The 16227-nt window shown below is 74.3% G+C and carries 19 protein-coding genes; 7 read left to right on the top strand and 12 right to left on the bottom strand.

Features of this window, described 5'->3' with window-relative positions; genetic code table 11:
• Window positions 1-153 precede the first annotated feature (153 nt).
• Window positions 154-1038: a Crp/Fnr family transcriptional regulator gene (locus GA0070558_RS22575; RefSeq protein ID WP_228986935.1), complete on the top strand. Its 885-nt coding sequence runs from the start codon at window positions 154-156 to the stop codon at window positions 1036-1038.
• An 87-nt stretch (window positions 1039-1125) separates the two neighbouring features.
• Here the strand turns inward: GA0070558_RS22575 and pheT are convergent, their stop codons facing one another.
• From pheT to GA0070558_RS22625, 10 genes are all read right to left on the bottom strand, one after another.
• Window positions 1126-3672: a phenylalanine--tRNA ligase subunit beta gene (pheT, locus tag GA0070558_RS22580; protein WP_091283367.1), complete on the bottom strand. Its 2547-nt coding sequence runs from the start codon at window positions 3670-3672 to the stop codon at window positions 1126-1128.
• 41 nt (window positions 3673-3713) lie between these two features.
• Window positions 3714-4793 carry a phenylalanine--tRNA ligase subunit alpha gene (gene pheS / locus GA0070558_RS22585; RefSeq protein WP_091283369.1) on the bottom strand — a complete coding sequence of 360 codons (1080 nt, stop codon included), beginning with the start codon at window positions 4791-4793 and terminating at the stop codon, window positions 3714-3716.
• Window positions 4794-5006: 213 nt separating this feature from the next.
• Window positions 5007-5813: a TrmH family RNA methyltransferase gene (locus GA0070558_RS22590; RefSeq protein WP_077936878.1), complete on the bottom strand. Its 807-nt coding sequence runs from the start codon at window positions 5811-5813 to the stop codon at window positions 5007-5009.
• An 83-nt stretch (window positions 5814-5896) separates the two neighbouring features.
• Entirely contained in the window at window positions 5897-6289 is a 393-nt protein-coding gene (rplT, locus tag GA0070558_RS22595; RefSeq protein WP_007075852.1) for a 50S ribosomal protein L20, read from the bottom strand.
• Window positions 6290-6321: 32 nt separating this feature from the next.
• Complete coding sequence (rpmI, locus tag GA0070558_RS22600; protein WP_043968020.1) at window positions 6322-6516, bottom strand: 50S ribosomal protein L35; 195 nt, start codon at window positions 6514-6516, stop codon at window positions 6322-6324.
• A 19-nt stretch (window positions 6517-6535) separates the two neighbouring features.
• Window positions 6536-7183: a translation initiation factor IF-3 gene (infC, locus tag GA0070558_RS22605; protein ID WP_077936863.1), complete on the bottom strand. Its 648-nt coding sequence runs from the start codon at window positions 7181-7183 to the stop codon at window positions 6536-6538.
• 343 nt (window positions 7184-7526) lie between these two features.
• Entirely contained in the window at window positions 7527-8000 is a 474-nt protein-coding gene (locus GA0070558_RS22610; protein ID WP_077936862.1) for a PH domain-containing protein, read from the bottom strand.
• Window positions 7997-8974: a DMT family transporter gene (locus tag GA0070558_RS22615; RefSeq protein WP_091283371.1), complete on the bottom strand. Its 978-nt coding sequence runs from the start codon at window positions 8972-8974 to the stop codon at window positions 7997-7999. Before GA0070558_RS22615 ends, GA0070558_RS22610 begins: the two co-directional genes overlap by 4 nt.
• Complete coding sequence (gene hisG / locus GA0070558_RS22620) at window positions 8971-9816, bottom strand: ATP phosphoribosyltransferase (protein WP_043968014.1); 846 nt, start codon at window positions 9814-9816, stop codon at window positions 8971-8973. The genes GA0070558_RS22615 and hisG overlap by 4 nt, the downstream gene beginning before the upstream one ends.
• Before the next feature lie 47 nt (window positions 9817-9863).
• On the bottom strand, window positions 9864-10127 hold the full coding sequence (locus GA0070558_RS22625) for a phosphoribosyl-ATP diphosphatase (protein ID WP_036375234.1): 264 nt from the start codon (window positions 10125-10127) through the stop codon (window positions 9864-9866).
• Between the two features lie 131 nt (window positions 10128-10258).
• On the opposite strand from GA0070558_RS22625, the gene GA0070558_RS22630 reads away from it, so the two are divergent.
• Genes GA0070558_RS22630 through GA0070558_RS22640 form a run of 3 tightly spaced genes read left to right on the top strand, consistent with a single transcriptional unit; the run spans window position 10259 to window position 12722 of the window.
• Window positions 10259-11134, top strand: coding sequence for an ABC transporter substrate-binding protein (locus GA0070558_RS22630; RefSeq protein WP_091283373.1), 876 nt, complete (start codon window positions 10259-10261; stop codon window positions 11132-11134).
• Window positions 11131-11973, top strand: a complete 843-nt coding sequence (locus tag GA0070558_RS22635; protein ID WP_091283375.1) for an amino acid ABC transporter permease — start codon at window positions 11131-11133, stop codon at window positions 11971-11973. The genes GA0070558_RS22630 and GA0070558_RS22635 overlap by 4 nt, the downstream gene beginning before the upstream one ends.
• Before the next feature lie 5 nt (window positions 11974-11978).
• Entirely contained in the window at window positions 11979-12722 is a 744-nt protein-coding gene (locus GA0070558_RS22640) for an amino acid ABC transporter ATP-binding protein (RefSeq protein WP_077936858.1), read from the top strand.
• Window positions 12723-13011: 289 nt separating this feature from the next.
• Here the strand turns inward: GA0070558_RS22640 and GA0070558_RS22645 are convergent, their stop codons facing one another.
• The gene (locus GA0070558_RS22645) at window positions 13012-13770 is read right to left on the bottom strand and encodes a helix-turn-helix domain-containing protein (protein WP_091283377.1); all 759 of its coding nucleotides are present in this window, start codon (window positions 13768-13770) and stop codon (window positions 13012-13014) included.
• A gap of 135 nt (window positions 13771-13905) precedes the next feature.
• Between GA0070558_RS22645 and GA0070558_RS34535 the strand changes: the two genes are divergently transcribed.
• The 3 genes from GA0070558_RS34535 to GA0070558_RS22655 are packed head-to-tail and all read left to right on the top strand — an operon-like array spanning window position 13906 to window position 15504.
• Window positions 13906-14073 (top strand): hypothetical protein, encoded by a 168-nt coding sequence (locus GA0070558_RS34535; protein WP_256092074.1) that lies wholly within the window; start codon window positions 13906-13908, stop codon window positions 14071-14073.
• The gene (locus GA0070558_RS22650; protein ID WP_256092075.1) at window positions 14063-15262 is read left to right on the top strand and encodes a helix-turn-helix domain-containing protein; all 1200 of its coding nucleotides are present in this window, start codon (window positions 14063-14065) and stop codon (window positions 15260-15262) included. The genes GA0070558_RS34535 and GA0070558_RS22650 overlap by 11 nt, the downstream gene beginning before the upstream one ends.
• A gap of 2 nt (window positions 15263-15264) precedes the next feature.
• A complete protein-coding gene (locus tag GA0070558_RS22655) occupies window positions 15265-15504 on the top strand; it encodes a hypothetical protein (protein ID WP_091283381.1) in 240 nt (79 codons plus the stop codon).
• A gap of 220 nt (window positions 15505-15724) precedes the next feature.
• On the opposite strand, the gene ribH is transcribed toward GA0070558_RS22655, so the two are convergent.
• Window positions 15725-16225, bottom strand: coding sequence for a 6,7-dimethyl-8-ribityllumazine synthase (ribH, locus tag GA0070558_RS22660; RefSeq protein WP_091283382.1), 501 nt, complete (start codon window positions 16223-16225; stop codon window positions 15725-15727).
• Window positions 16226-16227 lie beyond the last annotated feature (2 nt).

Here is a 16227-nt window from a genome sequence, read left to right on the forward strand (position 1 = left end):
GGCCCGCCCCCGTCGGGCGGGCCGCCCGGAACATCGAAACGGCGGCGGCCGGCCGGGACCCCGTAGAAGTACGGCTTCCGCGGAATCTGTCCGGCACCGGTCATCCCTCTCGGATCCGGTATCCGGGCGGGCCGGGTCGGGTGTGCTGGACGCATGACGGACGTGACCGAACTCCTGCTGGCCGCCGGCTGGTCGCCGGTCGAGGCACTCGTGGTGGTGGCCCTCCAGACCGTGGCGGTCGCCCTGATCCGCGCGAGGGCCTCGCGCTACGCGCAGGGGCGGCTACGCTTCGACGGTTTCCGTCGGACAAGGAGTGCGAGGTCGTCGATGCGACACCACGAACCGCCCCGGGCCGAGTGGCCGTACGGCACCTTCCTGCGGCGGCTGGAGCCGCCGGCCCGCACCGCGCTGCTCGACCTGGGCGTACGACGCCAGGTGCCGGCCGGACAGATCCTGATCCACGAGGGGGTCCGCGAGTCGCACCTGGTGCTGCTGGAGGAGGGGCTGACGAAGGTGACGGCCAGTGTGCCCGACGGGCGGGCCGCGCTGCTGTCGCTGCGCGTCGGCGGGGACCTGATGGGCGAGATGTCGGCCCTCAACGACAAGCCCCGCTCGGCGACGGTCACCACCTGCGGGCCCACCGTCTACAGCGTCATCTCCCGGGACCGGTTCAACCAGTTCCTGCGGGCGCACCCGCAGGCCGCCCTCGAACTGGCGGCGATGGTGTCCGACCGGCTGCGCTGGTCCAACCGCCGCCGGATCGACTTCACCTCGTACGCGGTGAAGATCCGGGTGGCCCGGGTGATCGCCGAGCTGTGCCGCACCCACGGCCGGCGCAGCCGCGACGGGGTGGTCATCGACGTCCGGCTCACCCAGCCGGAGCTGGCCACGATCTGCGGGGCGGCGGAGACGTCCATCCAGAAGACGCTGCGCGAGCTGCGGGCCGACGGCCTGGTGGACACCGACTACCGGCGCATCACCGTACGCGACCTGCCCCGGCTGCGCGCCCTCGGCGGACTGGACGCCGAGGAGCACTGACGCCCGGCCGGTCGATGCCGGTCCGGGGCGGTTAGCAGGGGCCCCTTCCTATACGGAAAGCGTTAAGAGGGGGCCCCTGCTTGCACCTCAGGCGCCGCGGAGGGTGGCCCCGAAGCGTTCGGCCGCGCGGGCCACCGCCGCGTCACGGGCCGCCACCGCCTCCTCGACCGTCAGGGTGCGGTCGGGGGCACGGAACGTCAGCTTGTACGCCAGCGACCGCCGCCCCGCCCCGAGCTGCTCGGAGGCGTAGACGTCGAACAGCCGCACGCCCTCCAGCAGCTCGCCCGCGCCCTCGACGAGGGCCTGCTGCACCTGCGCCGCCGGCACCCGCTCGTCGACCACGAGGGCCACGTCGATCAGGGCCGGCGGGAAGCCGGAGATCGTCGGGGCCGGGGCGACCGGGGCGGCCGGGAGCGCGTCGAGGTCCAGCTCCATGGCGCTGGTGCGCTTCGGCAGCTCCAGCGCGGCCAGCACCGCCGGGTGCAGCTCACCGGCGTGCCCGACCACGACCCCGTCCACGAGCAGCTCGGCGCAGCGGCCGGGGTGCCAGGGGGCGTGCTCGGCGGCGCGCACCTCGACCCGGTCGGCGGGCAGGTCGGCCGCGGCGAGCACCGCCCGGCCGGCCTCGACGGCGTCCGCCCAGCCGGCCGGGCGACCCGCGCCCCACCAGCCGGCCGGCTCGACGTCCCCGGTCAGCACCACGGCGACGTGCCGGGGCTGGTCGGGCACGACCGCGTCGGCGGCGGCGAACTCGGCGTCGGTGGGCCGCCGGTCCACGCCCATGGCGGGCGGGGCGCCGACGCCCGGGCGCGGGTGAAAGACCGCCCCGATCTCGTAGAGGGCCAGGTCGCGGTGGCCCCGGCCGAGGTTGCGCCTGAGGATGCCGAGCAGCGGGCCGAGCAGCGTGGTGCGCAGCAGCGGCTCCTCCTCCGACAGCGGGTTGGCCACCCGCACCGCCGCCCGGCGCGGGTCGTCGGCGGGCAACCCGAGCAGGTCGGCCAGCGAACCGGCGACGAACGGGTGGGCCAGCACCTCCACGTAGCCGCGTTCGGCCAGCGAGCGGGCCACCGCCCGGCGGCGGCGCTGCTGCCAGGTCAGGCCCCGCCCGGGGGGCGCGGTGGGCAGCACCGACGGCACCCGGTCGTACCCGTCGAGGCGGACCACCTCCTCGACCAGGTCGGCCGGGTCGGTGAGGTCCGGACGCCAGCTCGGCGGGACGACGGTGAGCACGTCCGCGCCGCCGGCCGGCACGCCGGCCGTGCCCGGGTCCTCGCCGAGCCGGTCGACGCCCCGGGTGACGTGGCAGCCGACCTGCTCCAGCAGGGAGACCACCCGCTCCGGGGAGTAGGCGACGCCGACCCGCCGGCCCGGCAGGTCCACCGGCAGGGTGACCGGGGTACGCGGCCGGACGTGGTCGAGGTCGAGGATCTCGGCCCCGGCGGTGCCGCCCGCGTGGGCGGTGAGCAGCCCGACGGCCCGCTCGATGGCGACCAGCGGCAGGGCGGGGTCGACGCCCCGCTCCCAGCGCTTCGCCGCCTCGCTGAACAGCTTGTGCCGGCGGGCGGTGCGGCCCACCATCACCGGGTCCCAGTGGGCGGCCTCGAAGAGCACGTCGGTGGTGGACGCGACGACCTCGCTGGTCTCGCCGCCCATCACGGCGGCGAGCGAGACCGGGCCGGTGTCGTCGCAGATGACCATGTCCTCGGTGGTGAGGGTGCGGGCCACCCCGTCCAAGGTGGTGACCTTCTCCCCCGCCGCGGCGCGGCGCACCACGAGGGTGCCGGTGATCCGGGCGGCGTCGAAGGCGTGCATCGGCTGGCCCAGTTCGAGCATCACGTAGTTGGTGATGTCGACCGGCAGCGAGATGCTGCGCACCCCGGCGACGGTGAGCCGCTGCCGCATCCAGCCGGGCGTCTGCGCGGTCGGGTCGATGCCGCGCACCATCCGGGCGGCGAACCGGTCGCAGCCGACGGTGTCGCGGACCTCCACCGGGTACGCCGGCTCGGCCGTCGCGCCGGGGGCCGGGGCCAGCCCCGGGTCACGGAACGGCACGCCGAGGGCGTGGGCCAGCTCCCGGGCGATGCCCCGGACGCTGAGCGCGTACCCCCGGTCGGGGGTGATCTCCACCTCGACGACCACGTCGTCGAGGCCGACGACCGGGCGGGCGTCGTCGCCGGGCTTGGCGGGGGTGTCCTCGGGCAGCACGATGATGCCCGAGTGGTCGTCGCCCAGGCCCAGCTCCTTGGCGGAGCAGATCATGCCGTGGGAGTTGCGCCCGTACGTCTTGCGCGCGCCGATGGCGAAGCCGCCGGGCAGCACGCCGCCGGGGAGGATCACCACGACCCGGTCGCCGGGGGCGAAGTTGCGCGCCCCGCAGACGATCTCCTGCGGCTCGCCGGTGCCGTTGGCGGCGCCCACGTCGACCCGGCAGAACCGGATCGGCTTCTTGAAGCCGGTCAGTTCCTCGATGTCGAGGACCTCGCCGACGACGAGCGCGCCGGTGACCGTCGACCGCAGGTCCACGATCGACTCGACCTCGATGCCGAGGTCGACCAGCGCCTGCTCCAGGTCGGCGGCGGGCAGGTCGGCGGGGAGGTCGAGGTACTCCCGCAGCCAGCTGACAGAAACTCGCATGACTCTCAGACCACCGTCTCGTTGTCTCGTGCCCGCACCGTCTACGCCCCGGCCCCGAACGCGCGGGTGAACCGCACGTCGCCCTCGGCCATGTCCCGCATGTCGCTGACCCCGTGGCGGAACATCACGGTGCGGTCGATGCCCATGCCGAACGCGAATCCGGAGTAGACCTCCGGGTCGATCCCGCAGGCGCGCAGCACCCGGGGGTTGACCATGCCGCAGCCGCCCCACTCGACCCAGCGCGGCCCGTCGCGGTGCTCGGGGAACCACACGTCGAACTCGGCCGACGGCTCGGTGAACGGGAAGTAGTGCGGCCGCCAGCGGGTCTTCGCGCCCTCGCCGAACATGGCGCGGGCGAAGTGGTCGAGGGTGCCGCGCAGGTGGGCCATCGTGATGCCCTTGTCGACCACGAGGCCCTCGACCTGGTGGAAGACGGGCGCGTGGGTGGCGTCCAGCTCGTCGGTGCGGTAGACCCGGCCGGGCACGACGACGTAGATCGGCGGCTTGCGGGCCAGCATGGTGCGCGCCTGCACCGGGGAGGTGTGGGTGCGCAGCACCAGCCCGGAGCTGTCCGCGCCGGCCGGCGGGGCGATGTGGAAGGTGTCCATCAGACCCCGCGCCGGGTGGTCGACGGGGATGTTGAGGGCGTCGAAGTTGGTCCACTCCAGCTCGACCTCGGGCCCCTCGGCCACCTCGTAGCCCATCCCGACGAACAGGTCGCTGATCTGCTCCATCAGGGTGCTCAGCGGGTGCCGGGCGCCGCGCGGGCGGCGGTCGTAGGGCAGGGTGACGTCGACCCGCTCGGTGGCCAGCACCCGCTGCGCCTGCTCGCGGTCGAGGACCTCGGCGCGGGCGGCGTAGGCGGCCTCGATCGCGCGGCGGGCCTCGTTGACCCGCTTGCCGGCGTCGGCCTTCGCGGCCGGCGGCAGGGCGCCGATCTCCCGGCGGGCCAGGGCGACCGGGGACCGGTCGCCGAGGTGCGCGGGGCGCAGCGCGGTCAGCGCGTCCGGGTCGGCGGCGGCGGCGAACGCCTGCTCGGCGTCGGCCACGGCACCGGCCAGGGCGTCCGGGTCGAGCAGGGCGACCTGCTTCGGGTCGTACGGATCGTTGCGGTAGGTCATGGCGTACGGGCACTCCTCACGGCGGCGCCGGCCCTGCGCGGGCGGCGAGGCGAGTCTACGGACGCGCGGCTTCGCCGCAGCCCGCCGGTGGGGAGTTCGTGCAGGGGAAGGGTCAGGCCCGCCGCCCGCCGACACCGGCGGGCTGGCTAAACGAACGCCGTGGCGCGTTCATCATCTCGGGCGACTCCCTGCTGGATGGCCGCACCGCACCCGTCAGGGGCGGCGGCGCAGTGCTCTGGCTGAAGCGTACAGGCACACGGCGGCGGCCGCAGCCAGGTTGAGGCTCTCGGCGCGCCCGTGCAGGGGCACCCGGACCCGGGCGTCGGCGGCGGCGGTCAGCCCGTCGGGCAGCCCGTGCGCCTCCGAGCCGAACAGCCAGGCGGTCGGCGTCGCCAGCGCCCCGGCGTCGGCGAGGTCGTCGAGGTCGCGGTCGCCGTACCCCGTGGTGGCGAGGACCGCCAGCCCGGCGGCGCGCAACGCGGCGACGACCGCGAGGGGGTCGCCGGCCCGGACCACGTCGACGTGGAAGAGGCTGCCGGCGGAGGCCCGCACGCACTTGCCGTTGTACGGGTCGACGGCGTCGCCGGCGAAGACGACCGCCCCGGCCCCGGCGGCGTCGGCGGTGCGCAGCACCGTGCCGGCGTTGCCCGGGTCGCGGATCTCGGCGAGCACCGCCACGAGGCGCGGGCCGGCGGCGAGGGCCTCGGACAGCGGCACGTCGAGGTGCCGGCAGACGGCGACGAGGCCCTGCGGGGCGACGGTCTCGGCGAGCGCGGCGAGGGCGTCGTCGGTGACGTCGGAGACCGGCACGTCGGCGGCGGCGGCGCGGGCGGCCAGGTCGGCGTGCCGGTCGAGGGCCGCCGGGGTGCCGAACAGCTCGGCGACCGTGCCGGGGCGGGCCAAAGCCTCCCGGACGGCCTGCGGGCCCTCGGCGAGGAACCGGCCGGTGGCGTCGCGGTCACGGCGGCGGTGCAGCCGGCGGGCGGCGACGACCCGGGGCGTACGCGGGGTGAAGGGCATGGTGTGCGGCTCCACAGCGCGACCGAGGCGCCCGCCGCGCGTCGTGGACGACACGGGGGGCGCCTCGGTCGGGTGCTGGCGGATCAGGCGGCCTGGGCCGCCGCGCCACCGGTGCCCTCGGCCGCCACGGCGGCGCGGGCGACCTCGACGATCGCGGCGAAGGCCGCCGCGTCGTTGACGGCCAGGTCGGCGAGGATCTTGCGGTCGACCTCGACGCCGGCCAGGCGCAGGCCCTGGATCAGCCGGTTGTAGGTCATCCCGTTGGCGCGGGCACCCGCGTTGATCCGGGTGATCCACAGCTGCCGGAAGTCGCCCTTGCGGTCGCGACGGTCCCGGTAGGCGTACTGCATCGAGTGCAGCACCTGCTCCTTGGCCTTGCGGTAGAGCCGGGAGCGCTGACCGCGGTAGCCGCTCGCGGTCTCCAGCAGGGTACGACGCTTCTTCTGGGCGTTCACAGCCCGCTTGACGCGTGCCATCTCAACTCCTTCTTCGGTTCAGGTGGCGCGCGTCAGCGGCCGAGCAGCTTCTTGATGCGCTTGGTGTCGGCCTTGGCCAGCTCGACCGTGCCGGTCAGCCGACGGGTCCGGGTGGAGGACTTCTTCTCCAGCAGGTGGCGCTTGCCGGCCTGCTCGGCGACGATCTTGCCCTTGCCGGTCACCTTGACCCGCTTGCCCATACCCGTGTGGCTCTTCATCTTCGGCATGTGGAACGTCTCTCCCCTGTTACTGACCGCCGGTGTCGGCGGTCGTGCCGGTCTCACCGGCTGCTGCGGTCTCGCCCGCCGGGGTCTCGCCCACCGCCGGTGCCGCGGACTCCTCCGCGGGGCGCTCCCGGCCGGCGCCGCGGGACGCCGTGGCGGCGACCGCGGAGGCCTTGACGGCCCGGTGCGGAGCGAGAACCATGATCATGTTTCGGCCGTCCTGCTTCGGGGCGGCCTCCACGTAGCCCAGCTCCGTGATCTCGGACTCGAGGCGACGCAGGAGCCGGTAACCCAGCTCCGGGCGGCTCTGCTCCCGACCGCGGAACATGATCGTCACCTTGACCTTGTCGCCGGCCTTGAGGAACCGCACCACGTGACCCTTCTTGGTCTCGTAGTCGTGCGGGTCGATCTTCGGCCGGAGCTTCATTTCCTTGATGACGGTCTGCTGCTGGTTACGCCGCGCTTCGCGCGCCTTGAGTGCGCTCTCGTACTTGAACTTGCCGAAGTCCATGAGCTTGCACACCGGCGGGCGCGCCATCGGCGCAACCTCGACCAGGTCCAGGTCGACGTCCGCGGCCAGCTGAAGGGCGCGCTCAAGCGGGACGATGCCCACCTGCTCACCCTCGGGACCGACCAGTCGGACCTCACGTGCCCGGATCTGCTCGTTCACGCGTGGTTCGACGCTGATGGGGCCTCCTCGAGTCGAGTGCTCTGCGGTGGCCGACTCCCGCGGCCCCCGTGGCGGGGGCCGACCCGGAAAGCAGAAGGCCCCGGCGCATGCCGGGGCCCGCTCGACCGGTCGGCACGATCACAGGATCGCGCATCCGGAACCGGGACATGCCCGGAACCGGTGACCGGGACCCGGCCACCAACTGGGGCGACTCGGGTGGGAGCAGGGCGCTCCGCTTCAGGACCACCCACACGTGGGACACGGGGGCAGTCTGGTCGACTCAGCAACACTACACCGTCACCGGGCCGGCCCCCAAACCGGGCGTCGGGCCCGGCGCGGCGGGTCAGCGCCCGGCCGCGCCCTCGGCCAGCGCCGCGAGGTGGGCCTGGTGCAGCCGGCGCAGGGCGCGCACGCCGTCCACCGCCAGCTCCTTGTCGGCCGCCTGGAGCGCCACCATCGGCACCAGGTCGTCGTCGTGCAGCTCCAGGCTCGCCCACGGCGCGCCCCGGTCGAAGCGCACCCCCCGCACGACCTCCCAGGGCAGCTCGTACGAGCCGAGCACGTTGCGCACCCGCACGCCCAGCGCGTCGGCCTCGACGCGGGGCCGGGTGAACAGCAGGATGCCGAGCGCCCCGAGGACGCCCAGGCCGACCATGGCGAGCTGGTCGCCACGCTGGAAGGTGCCGTAGCCGTTGCCGGTGGGGCCGGCCAGCGACGTGGCCACCAGGCTGAACACGACCAGCAGCGCGGCGGCCGACGCCCAGCAGACCAGCCGGATCCGGCGGGGACGCAGGGTCACCGGTGCGGTTTCGCTCACCCGCCCAGTCTGCCACCCACCGGCGCGGGGCCGGTGCGCGGTCCCACCGTGTCGCCGACCCGCCGCAAGCCGGGGCCACGGCCGGCGACGACCACCGCCAGCAGGGTCAGCAACGCGCCGACCAGCACCGGCCAGCGCAGCCCGGCCCCGCCGGGCAGCAGCACGTCCAGCAGCAGTGCGCCGCCGAGCTGCCCGGCGACCAGGGCCAGCCCGGTGCGCAGCACCCCCACGGCGCGCACGCCGAGCATCAGGGCGAGGACGATGCCGACGCCGTACAGGCCGCCGAGGTAGAGGAACCACTCGTGCGGCCAGGTCGGCGCCGGGCCGGAGAAGGCCCCGACGAGGACGGCCACCAGCACGACGACGGGGGTGCCGACGGCGAAGTTGACCGCGATCGCGGCGGTGGTGGTGCCCGCCGCCGACACCCGCCCGTTGAGGGCCGACTGCACGGCCACCGCCGCCCCGCCCGCGACGGCGATCAGCACCCCGCCGACCGCGACGCCGCCGACCGGCCGGCCGAGCTGGGCCAGGGCCACAGCGAGGACGCCGAGCAGCGCGCCGGCCACCCGGGGCCCGGTCAGCCGCAGCCGGCCCAGCGGGGCCAGGCCCGCCCGGTCCGCCGCGAGCCCGCCGAGGCTGCCCCCGGCCACCTGGGCGATGGTGAAGACCGCGATCCCGAGCACCGGGACGACGTACGTGGCGACGGTGACGATCGCCGCCCCGCCGAGCCCGCCCAGGTACGACCACCACGGCAGCCGGGCCCGGCGCAGCGCGTCCAGCCCGGCCCGGGTCGACGGCAGGCCCGACAGGCCGACGAGGACCACCAGGCAACCGCCGAGGTTGTTCGCCAGCGCGCCGAGGATCGGGTCGCCGGCCCGCTCCCCCAGCACCGCGTTACCCGCCGCCTGGGCCGCCGACGCCGCCCCGCCCAGCACCACGGTCGCGAGGGCGGCGGCCGGCGGCAGCGGCCTCACAGCCGACAGGCGTGGATGTTGGTGACCAGGATGGCGCGGGCGCCCAGCTCGTACAGCTCGTCCATGATCCGGTGCACGTCGTCGCGCTGGACCATCGCCTGCACCGCCACCCAGCCCTCGCGGTGCAGGGGCGAGACGGTCGGCGACTCGATGCCGGGGGTCAGCGAGCTGGCCCGGTCCAGCAGCCCGGCCGGCACGTCGTAGGCGAGCATCACGTAGCGGCGGGCGACCAGCACCCCGTGCAGCCGGCGCAGCAGCTGCGCGGCCTGCGGGTGCTCGGGGGCGTCGACCCGGCGCACCAGCACCGCCGAGGAGCGCAGCAGCGGGTCACCGAAGACGACCAGCCCGGCCTGGCGCAGCGTGGCGCCGGTCTCCACCACGTCGGCGACGACGTCGGCGACGCCGAGCCGGATGGCGTTCTCCACCGCGCCGTCGAGCCGGATCACCTCGGCCTTGATGCCGAGTTCCGCGAGGTACCGCTCGACCAGCCCCGGGTACGCGGTGGCGATCCGGTGCCCGCCCAGCTCCTGGACGCCCGCGACGTCCTGCGGCCGGGCGGCGAACCGGAAGGTGGCCCGGCCGAACGCCAGGTCGACCACCTCCTCGGCGGGCGCGCCGGAATCGATCAGCAGGTCCCGGCCGGTGATGCCGACGTCGAGGTCACCCGAGCCGACGTAGGTCGCGATGTCCTTCGGCCGCAGGTAGAAGAACTCGATGTCGTTGGCCTCGTCCGGGCAGACCAGGTCCTTGGGGTCGGTGCGCTGGCGGTAGCCCGCCTCGCGCAGCATCTGGGCGGCCTTCTCGGCCAGGGCGCCCTTGTTGGGTACGGCGACACGCAGCATGACGGAGTGCTCCCTCGATCGGTGGAGATGATCAGCGGACGGCGCACTCACAGATGTCGGTAGACGTCCTTCAGCTCCAGCCCGGTGGCCAGCATCAGCACCTGCGCCTGGTAGAGCAGCTGGGAGATCTCCTCGGCCGCCCGCTCCGGGCCCTCGTGCTCGGCCGCCATCCACGACTCGGCCGCCTCCTCGACGACCTTCTTGCCGATGAAGTGCACCCCCTTCTCCAGCGCGGCCACCGTGCCCGAGCCGGGGGTGCCGGCAGCGGCCTTGGCCTGCAGCTCGGCGAACAACTCCTCGAACGTCTTCACGGGGTGCGATTCTTCCAGCACCCGCCCGGCCCGGCGTGCGGCGGGTCCGCCGGTCCCACGGGCCCGGATTCGGCAGCACGGCGGCGGGACGCACCTGCGCGACGGGCGTCGATGGCTCTACGCTGTCCGCCATGCTCAGCTCCCGCACCGTCGCGCTCGCCGCCGCCGGCACCGTCCTCGTCACGGTGGCCGCCTGCGCGCCCCAGGACGACGCCACCCCCGTCACCGCACTCACCCCCGCCGCCACCGCCGGCCCGGACTGCCTGAAGGACAAGCTGCCCACCCGGACCCCGGGCAAGCTCACCATCGCCACCGACGAGCCGGCGTACGCGCCGTGGTTCGTCGGCAACAAGCCGGAGACCGGCGAGGGCTTCGAGGCCGCGGTGGCCTACGCGGTGGCCGAGAAGCTCGGGTACGCCCGCGCCGACGTCACCTGGACCCGGGTGAAGTTCGACGTCGCCGTCGCCCCCGGCCCCAAGGAGTTCGACTTCGACATCAACCAGTTCTCCATCACCGAGGAGCGCAAGAAGGCCGTCGACTTCACCGGGCCGTACTACCTGGTCCGGCAGGCCGTGATCGCGCGGAAGTCCGCGAAGATCGCCGGGAAGACGACGCTGGCCGACCTGCGGGACGCGAAGCTCGGCGCCCAGGTCGGCACCACCAGCTACCAGGCGATCACCGACGTCATCAAGCCGAAGACCAAGCCGCAGGTCTACAACAGCAACGACGACGCCAAGAAGGCGCTGCAGAACGGGCAGATCGACGGCCTCGTGGTGGACCTGCCGACCGCCTTCTACATCACCGGCGCGGAGATCACCGACGCGACGGTCGTCGGGCAGCTGCCGCAGGTCGGCACGCCCGAGGTGTTCGGGCTGGTGCTGGACCACAACTCGCCCCTCACCCCCTGCCTCAGCGGCGCGGTCGGCCAGCTCACCGCCGACGGCACGCTCAAGAAGCTGGAGCAGAAGTGGCTGACCCAGGTCGCGGGGGCGTACGAGCTGAAGTGATCCTCGCACCGCACGAACCCTCCGCGGCGCAGCGGCGGCGGCAGGCGTACCGCCGCCGGCAGACCGTCACCAGCGTGCTGGTCGCCGCCGCCTCCACGGCCGCGCTCGGCACGCTGCTCGTCGTCGCGGTCATCGGCGCGCCCGGCTGGGACCGGGTCCGCGCCTCCTTCGCCGACCCGGCGATCGCCCGGGACGCGCTGCCCGAGGTGCTCGCCGGGCTCTGGCTCAACGTGCGGCTGCTGGTCTGCTGCGCGGCCGGCGCGCTGCTGCTCGGTCTGCTCGTGGCGATCCTGCGCACGCTGCGGGGCCCGGTCTTCTTCCCGGTCCGGGCCCTCGCGGCCGGCTACACGTACACGTTCCGGGGCCTGCCCCTGATCATCGTGCTGTACGTGCTCACCCTCGGCGTGCCCGGCCTGCGCCTGCAGGGCATGCCGCCGGTGCTGGTGCTCGGCGGGCTGGCGCTGGTGCTCACCTACGGCGGCTACCTGGCCGAGGTGTTCCGGGCCGGCATCGAGTCCGTGCACCCCAGTCAGCTCGCGGCGGCCCGTTCGCTCGGGCTGACCTACCGGCAGACGATGCGGCACGTGGTGCTGCCGCAGGCCGTCCGCCGGGTCGCCCCGCCCCTGCTCAACGACGTGGTCGCGCTGCAGAAGGACGTCGGGCTGGTCTCCCTCGCCGGGCCGATCGACGCGGTACGCGCCGCGCAGATCGCCACCGCCGAGACGTTCAACTACACCCCGTACATCGTGGCCGGGGCGCTGTTCGTGCTGCTCGCGATCCCGCTGATCGCCGTCACCGACTGGGTGACGCTGCGCGCGGCCCGCCGGCAGGGAAGGTGACGACGATGAGCCTGCTGCGGTGCCGGGGGCTGCGCAAGACCTTCGGCGGTCACGTGGTGCTCGACGGGCTCGACCTCAGCGTCGACGAGCACCGGGTGGTGGCGCTGATCGGCGCGTCCGGGTCGGGCAAGTCCACGCTGCTGCGCTGCGTCAACCTGCTCGAAGAGCTGGACGACGGCACCATCGAGCTGGACGGCCAGGACATCTCCGACCCCCGGGTCGACCCCGACCGGGTGCGCCGGCGCATCGGGATGGTCTTCCAGGCGTACAACCTGTTCCCGCACCTGAGCGTGCTGGACAACGTCACCCTCGCCCCGGTGCGGGTGCACCGGCGGCCCCGCGCCGAGGCGGAGGCGCAGGCCCGGGAACTGCTCGACCGGGTCGGGCTGGGGGCCAAGGCGAACGCCTACCCCGACCGGCTCTCCGGCGGGCAGCAGCAGCGGGTGGCGATCGTCCGGGCGCTGGCCAACTCGCCCCGGCTGATGCTGCTCGACGAGGTCACCTCGGCGCTGGACCCGGAGCTGGTCGGCGAGGTGCTGGCCCTGATCCGCGAGCTGAAGGCCGACGGGATGACGATGGTGCTGGCCACCCACGAGATGGGCTTCGCCCGCGAGGTCGCCGACCAGGTGTGCTTCCTCGACGGCGGGCGGGTCGTCGAGTCGGGGCCGCCGGAACGGGTGCTCGGCGACCCCACCGAGCCCCGCACCCGCCAGTTCCTGCGCCGCATCATCGAGGCGGGACGTCTCTGACGGGGTCCTACGGCACGAGCGCACGGGCCGTGGGCACGCCTCTCATCGCGGCTTCGACGCGTCTTCCTCGTTCCAGAGCGAGATGACGTGCCCCTCCCCGTACTCCGCGACAACGCGAGACCTCGCGTCCTCGGGAGAGCTGGCGAGGAGGCGCAGGCGAATGCCTGGCTCGTCTGCTAGCCAGACAAATCCCACGTACTCCCGCATTGGTGGAGTGTCACCGACGTTCACGTTTCCATTCCAGGATCGTGTGCGGCGATCGCCGGCTGATTCGGTGCGAGAGGGTCAGCTACGCCGGTGACGTGTTGTAGCGATCGAGGGTCGCCTTGGACGTCGAGGCGTCGCGGAAGACGAGTTCCCACGGACCGGTGTTGACGTCCATGTCCTTGCCGAACCCGACCCACTTTCCGGCCATCCGTCGCCCCGTGGGCTCGGCCAGCAACTGGATCGCGCCATGGTATCGGGCGCCCCGGTAGTAGCCCGTCGGGTCGGTCTGCTCCACCCACGTGCCGGTGACGACGGCACCGTCCACGGTGAGGTCCAGCGAGAGCGACGATGCCGCCGAGCCGGGCAGGCTGCGCGCGGTCAGCCGGTCGCCGTGTTGAAGCAGCACCACGAAGTGCTGCCCGGCGAAGGAGTCGCCGCGACCGCTGGAGTGGTACTGGTAGCGGCTGAGCCACACGCCCTCGTACGACCTGTGGGCTGCGGCTGGGCTGGACTTCGGCGTCGGCGTGGCCAGGCTGGACATGGGTGAGGTCAGGTCGTGGCCGCCGTGCTGGTCGTGGGCGACATGTTCGCCCGGCACCGCCGCGAAGCCGAGCAGCGAGATGGGCAGGCCGGTGACGACCTCCAGCGCGCGAGCGTAGACGGGGCGCGGTGCGGCGATCGCGCCGGACTCCCAGCGTTGGACGAGTCGCTTGTTGGCGTCGTTGGGCTCGCCGACGCGGTGGCCGGCGGCCTGGAGCGCGCGGGCGAAGTCGTCCTGGCTCATGCGCATCCCGGTGCGAACGGCGCGGAGCGCGGTGTTCGGGGCGGTCATGCCCGCCACGATAGCGGCATGTCGCCATAATGTCGCCTCCCATGTGTCTGGATTGTCGCGCCATGTGCCGTCGCGTCCAGCGACCTTGCGGCGTCATCGTTGATGGCGCGCCGGCATGTTGCCGCCGCGCCGACGGAGGTGGCGATGCGCAGTCACGACGACGAGCCGACAACGAGCCGAGGAGAGCAGACGGAGGCCGCCGAGCGGGAGACGGCGAGGCGGCGGATCCTCGCCCAGGCCGAGGCGGATCGGATACCGGTCGAGGAGACGACTCGGGCGGTGCCGGACCGGCGGTGGCGGCGTGGACGGTGATCGGCTGCCGGTCGGGCGGCGGGTGGCGTACTGGCGGGGGCGACGAAGGCTGTCTCAGCAGGTGTTCGCCGACCGGTTGGGGAAGTCGAAGAGCTGGGTGGACAAGGTCGAGCGGGGCGTCCGCGCGCTGGACCGGGTGTCGACCCTGCAGGAGGTCGCCACGGTCCTGCGGATCGACGCGGCGGTGCTGCTCGGCCGGGACATCGAGCCCGCGCAGGTGATCGAGCGGGCCGCCGAGGTCGAGCGGATCCGAGCGGCGTTGTCCCGGTACGAGGTTCCCCTCGGTCGCGCGGCGGGTAGCCGGCCGGTGTTATCGGCCGTTCAGGTGGCCCGGCAGGTGACGCACGCCTGGATCACCTTTCAGCACGCCCGCTACCCACGGGTGGCCGAGCTGTTGCCGGAGCTGCTGGCCGACGTGGAACGCGCCCACGCCGGCGATCCGGTGGCGGGTCGGGTGCCGCTGGTGGAGGCGTACCGGATCGCGGCGTCGCTGCTGCTGAAGCTGGGTGCCCCGGAGTTGGCGTGGCTGGCCGCCGACCGGGCGGTGACCGCCGCCACGGGCGACCGGCTGCTGGTGGCCGCCGCAGCCGTGCAACTCGGCCAGGTGTTGCGCGCGTCGGGGCAGGGGCAGGTGGCGAAGTCGGCGGTGTTGGCCGCCGCCTACCGGATCGCCCCGCCGGTGATCGAGTTCGGCCTGCCCCCGGAGTTGTCGCTGTGCGGGGCGCTGCTCGTCCAGGCGGCGCTGGCCGCCGCCGGCGACGGCAACAACACGGCGGCGGCCGAACTACTGGACGAGGCCGCCGCCCTGGCGGACCGGGTCGGTGACGGGCACGACCACCACCACACCGGGTTCGGGCCGACGGCGGTGGAGGTGGCCCGCGCCGCTGCCGCCGTGGAGTGGGGCGACAGCGCTGATGCCGTGGCCCGGCACGAGAAGGCGACCACCCGGGACGGCTGGCGGTGGCTGCCCACCGAACACCGCGCCGCGCATCTGCTCGACGCCGCCCGCGCGTACCTCCGGACCGGCGACCCGATCGGCGCCGGCCGGGCCCTGATGGAGGCCGACCGGATCGCGCCGGCCGAGATCCGCCACCGACCAGCCGGCCGCGACGTCCTCGCCCAGATCGCCCGCGACCCGGCTGCGCCCACGATGCTCGTCCACCTCGCCGTCACCCTCGGGGTGGGCTGAGGATGACCGCGCCGTTCCTGTCCCTGGCCCAGATCCGCAACCGGCTCATCCTCACCGCCCGCTGGGTCCTACGCGACCACCAACCCGCCCCCGACGGCCGCTGCCCGACCTGCCGAACAGCGGGCTGCCCGGTCGCCACCGCCGCCCGCGACGTCCTGCGCGCCGCCACGGAAGTGCACCTGTGGAGCGCCACGGCCCGGCCCGACGAGCCCGGCCAGGACGGCCCCCGGGAGACCGGCTGATCCGGAGCCGCACACGCCCGACGCCCGCGTCATGTCGGCGACATGGCGGTATCCCGGGCCCGCTGATACCGCTATGTCGCCGACATGGCGACGCCCAAACGCCCGCCCAGCCCGACGCCCGACGCCCGCCCAGCCCAAACGCCCGCCCAGCCCAGCCCAGCCAGGCTGCCCCCGCCCAGCCCAGCCAGCGGGCGGGACGGGCGGGCCGGGCCGAGGCGGGTCAGTGGCCGAAGCCGACCCGGTGGGCCGCCGTCGCGTCCAGGCCGCGCACCGCCAGCGCCGCGTCCAGCGCCGCCACCGTCGCCGACCAGCCCTTGTCCTCGGCGGAGCCGGGCAGCCCGGCCCGGTCCCGGGCCTGCTCGATCGTGTCCACCGTGAGCACACCGTGCGCGACCGGCTTGCCCTCGTCGAGGGCGACCCGGGTCAGCCCCTCCGTGACCGACTTGCACACGTAGTCGAAGTGGGCGGTGGCCCCGCGCACCACCACGCCGAGGGCGACCACCACGTCGAAGCGGCGGGCCATCGCCTGCGCCACCACCGGCAGCTCCACCGAGCCGGCGACCCGGGCGACCACGGCCCGCGCCCCGCACGCCTGCGCGGCGGCCACCGCCCGGTCGAGCATGTGGTCGGTCAGCTCCCCGTGCCAGCGGGCGGCGACGACGCCGACCGTCATCCCGGCGGCGTCGACCGCCGCCACCCCCGGCTCACCGAAACCCGCCATCG

The sequence above is a fragment of the Micromonospora haikouensis genome, from assembly GCF_900091595.1.
GTDB lineage: Bacteria > Actinomycetota > Actinomycetes > Mycobacteriales > Micromonosporaceae > Micromonospora > Micromonospora haikouensis.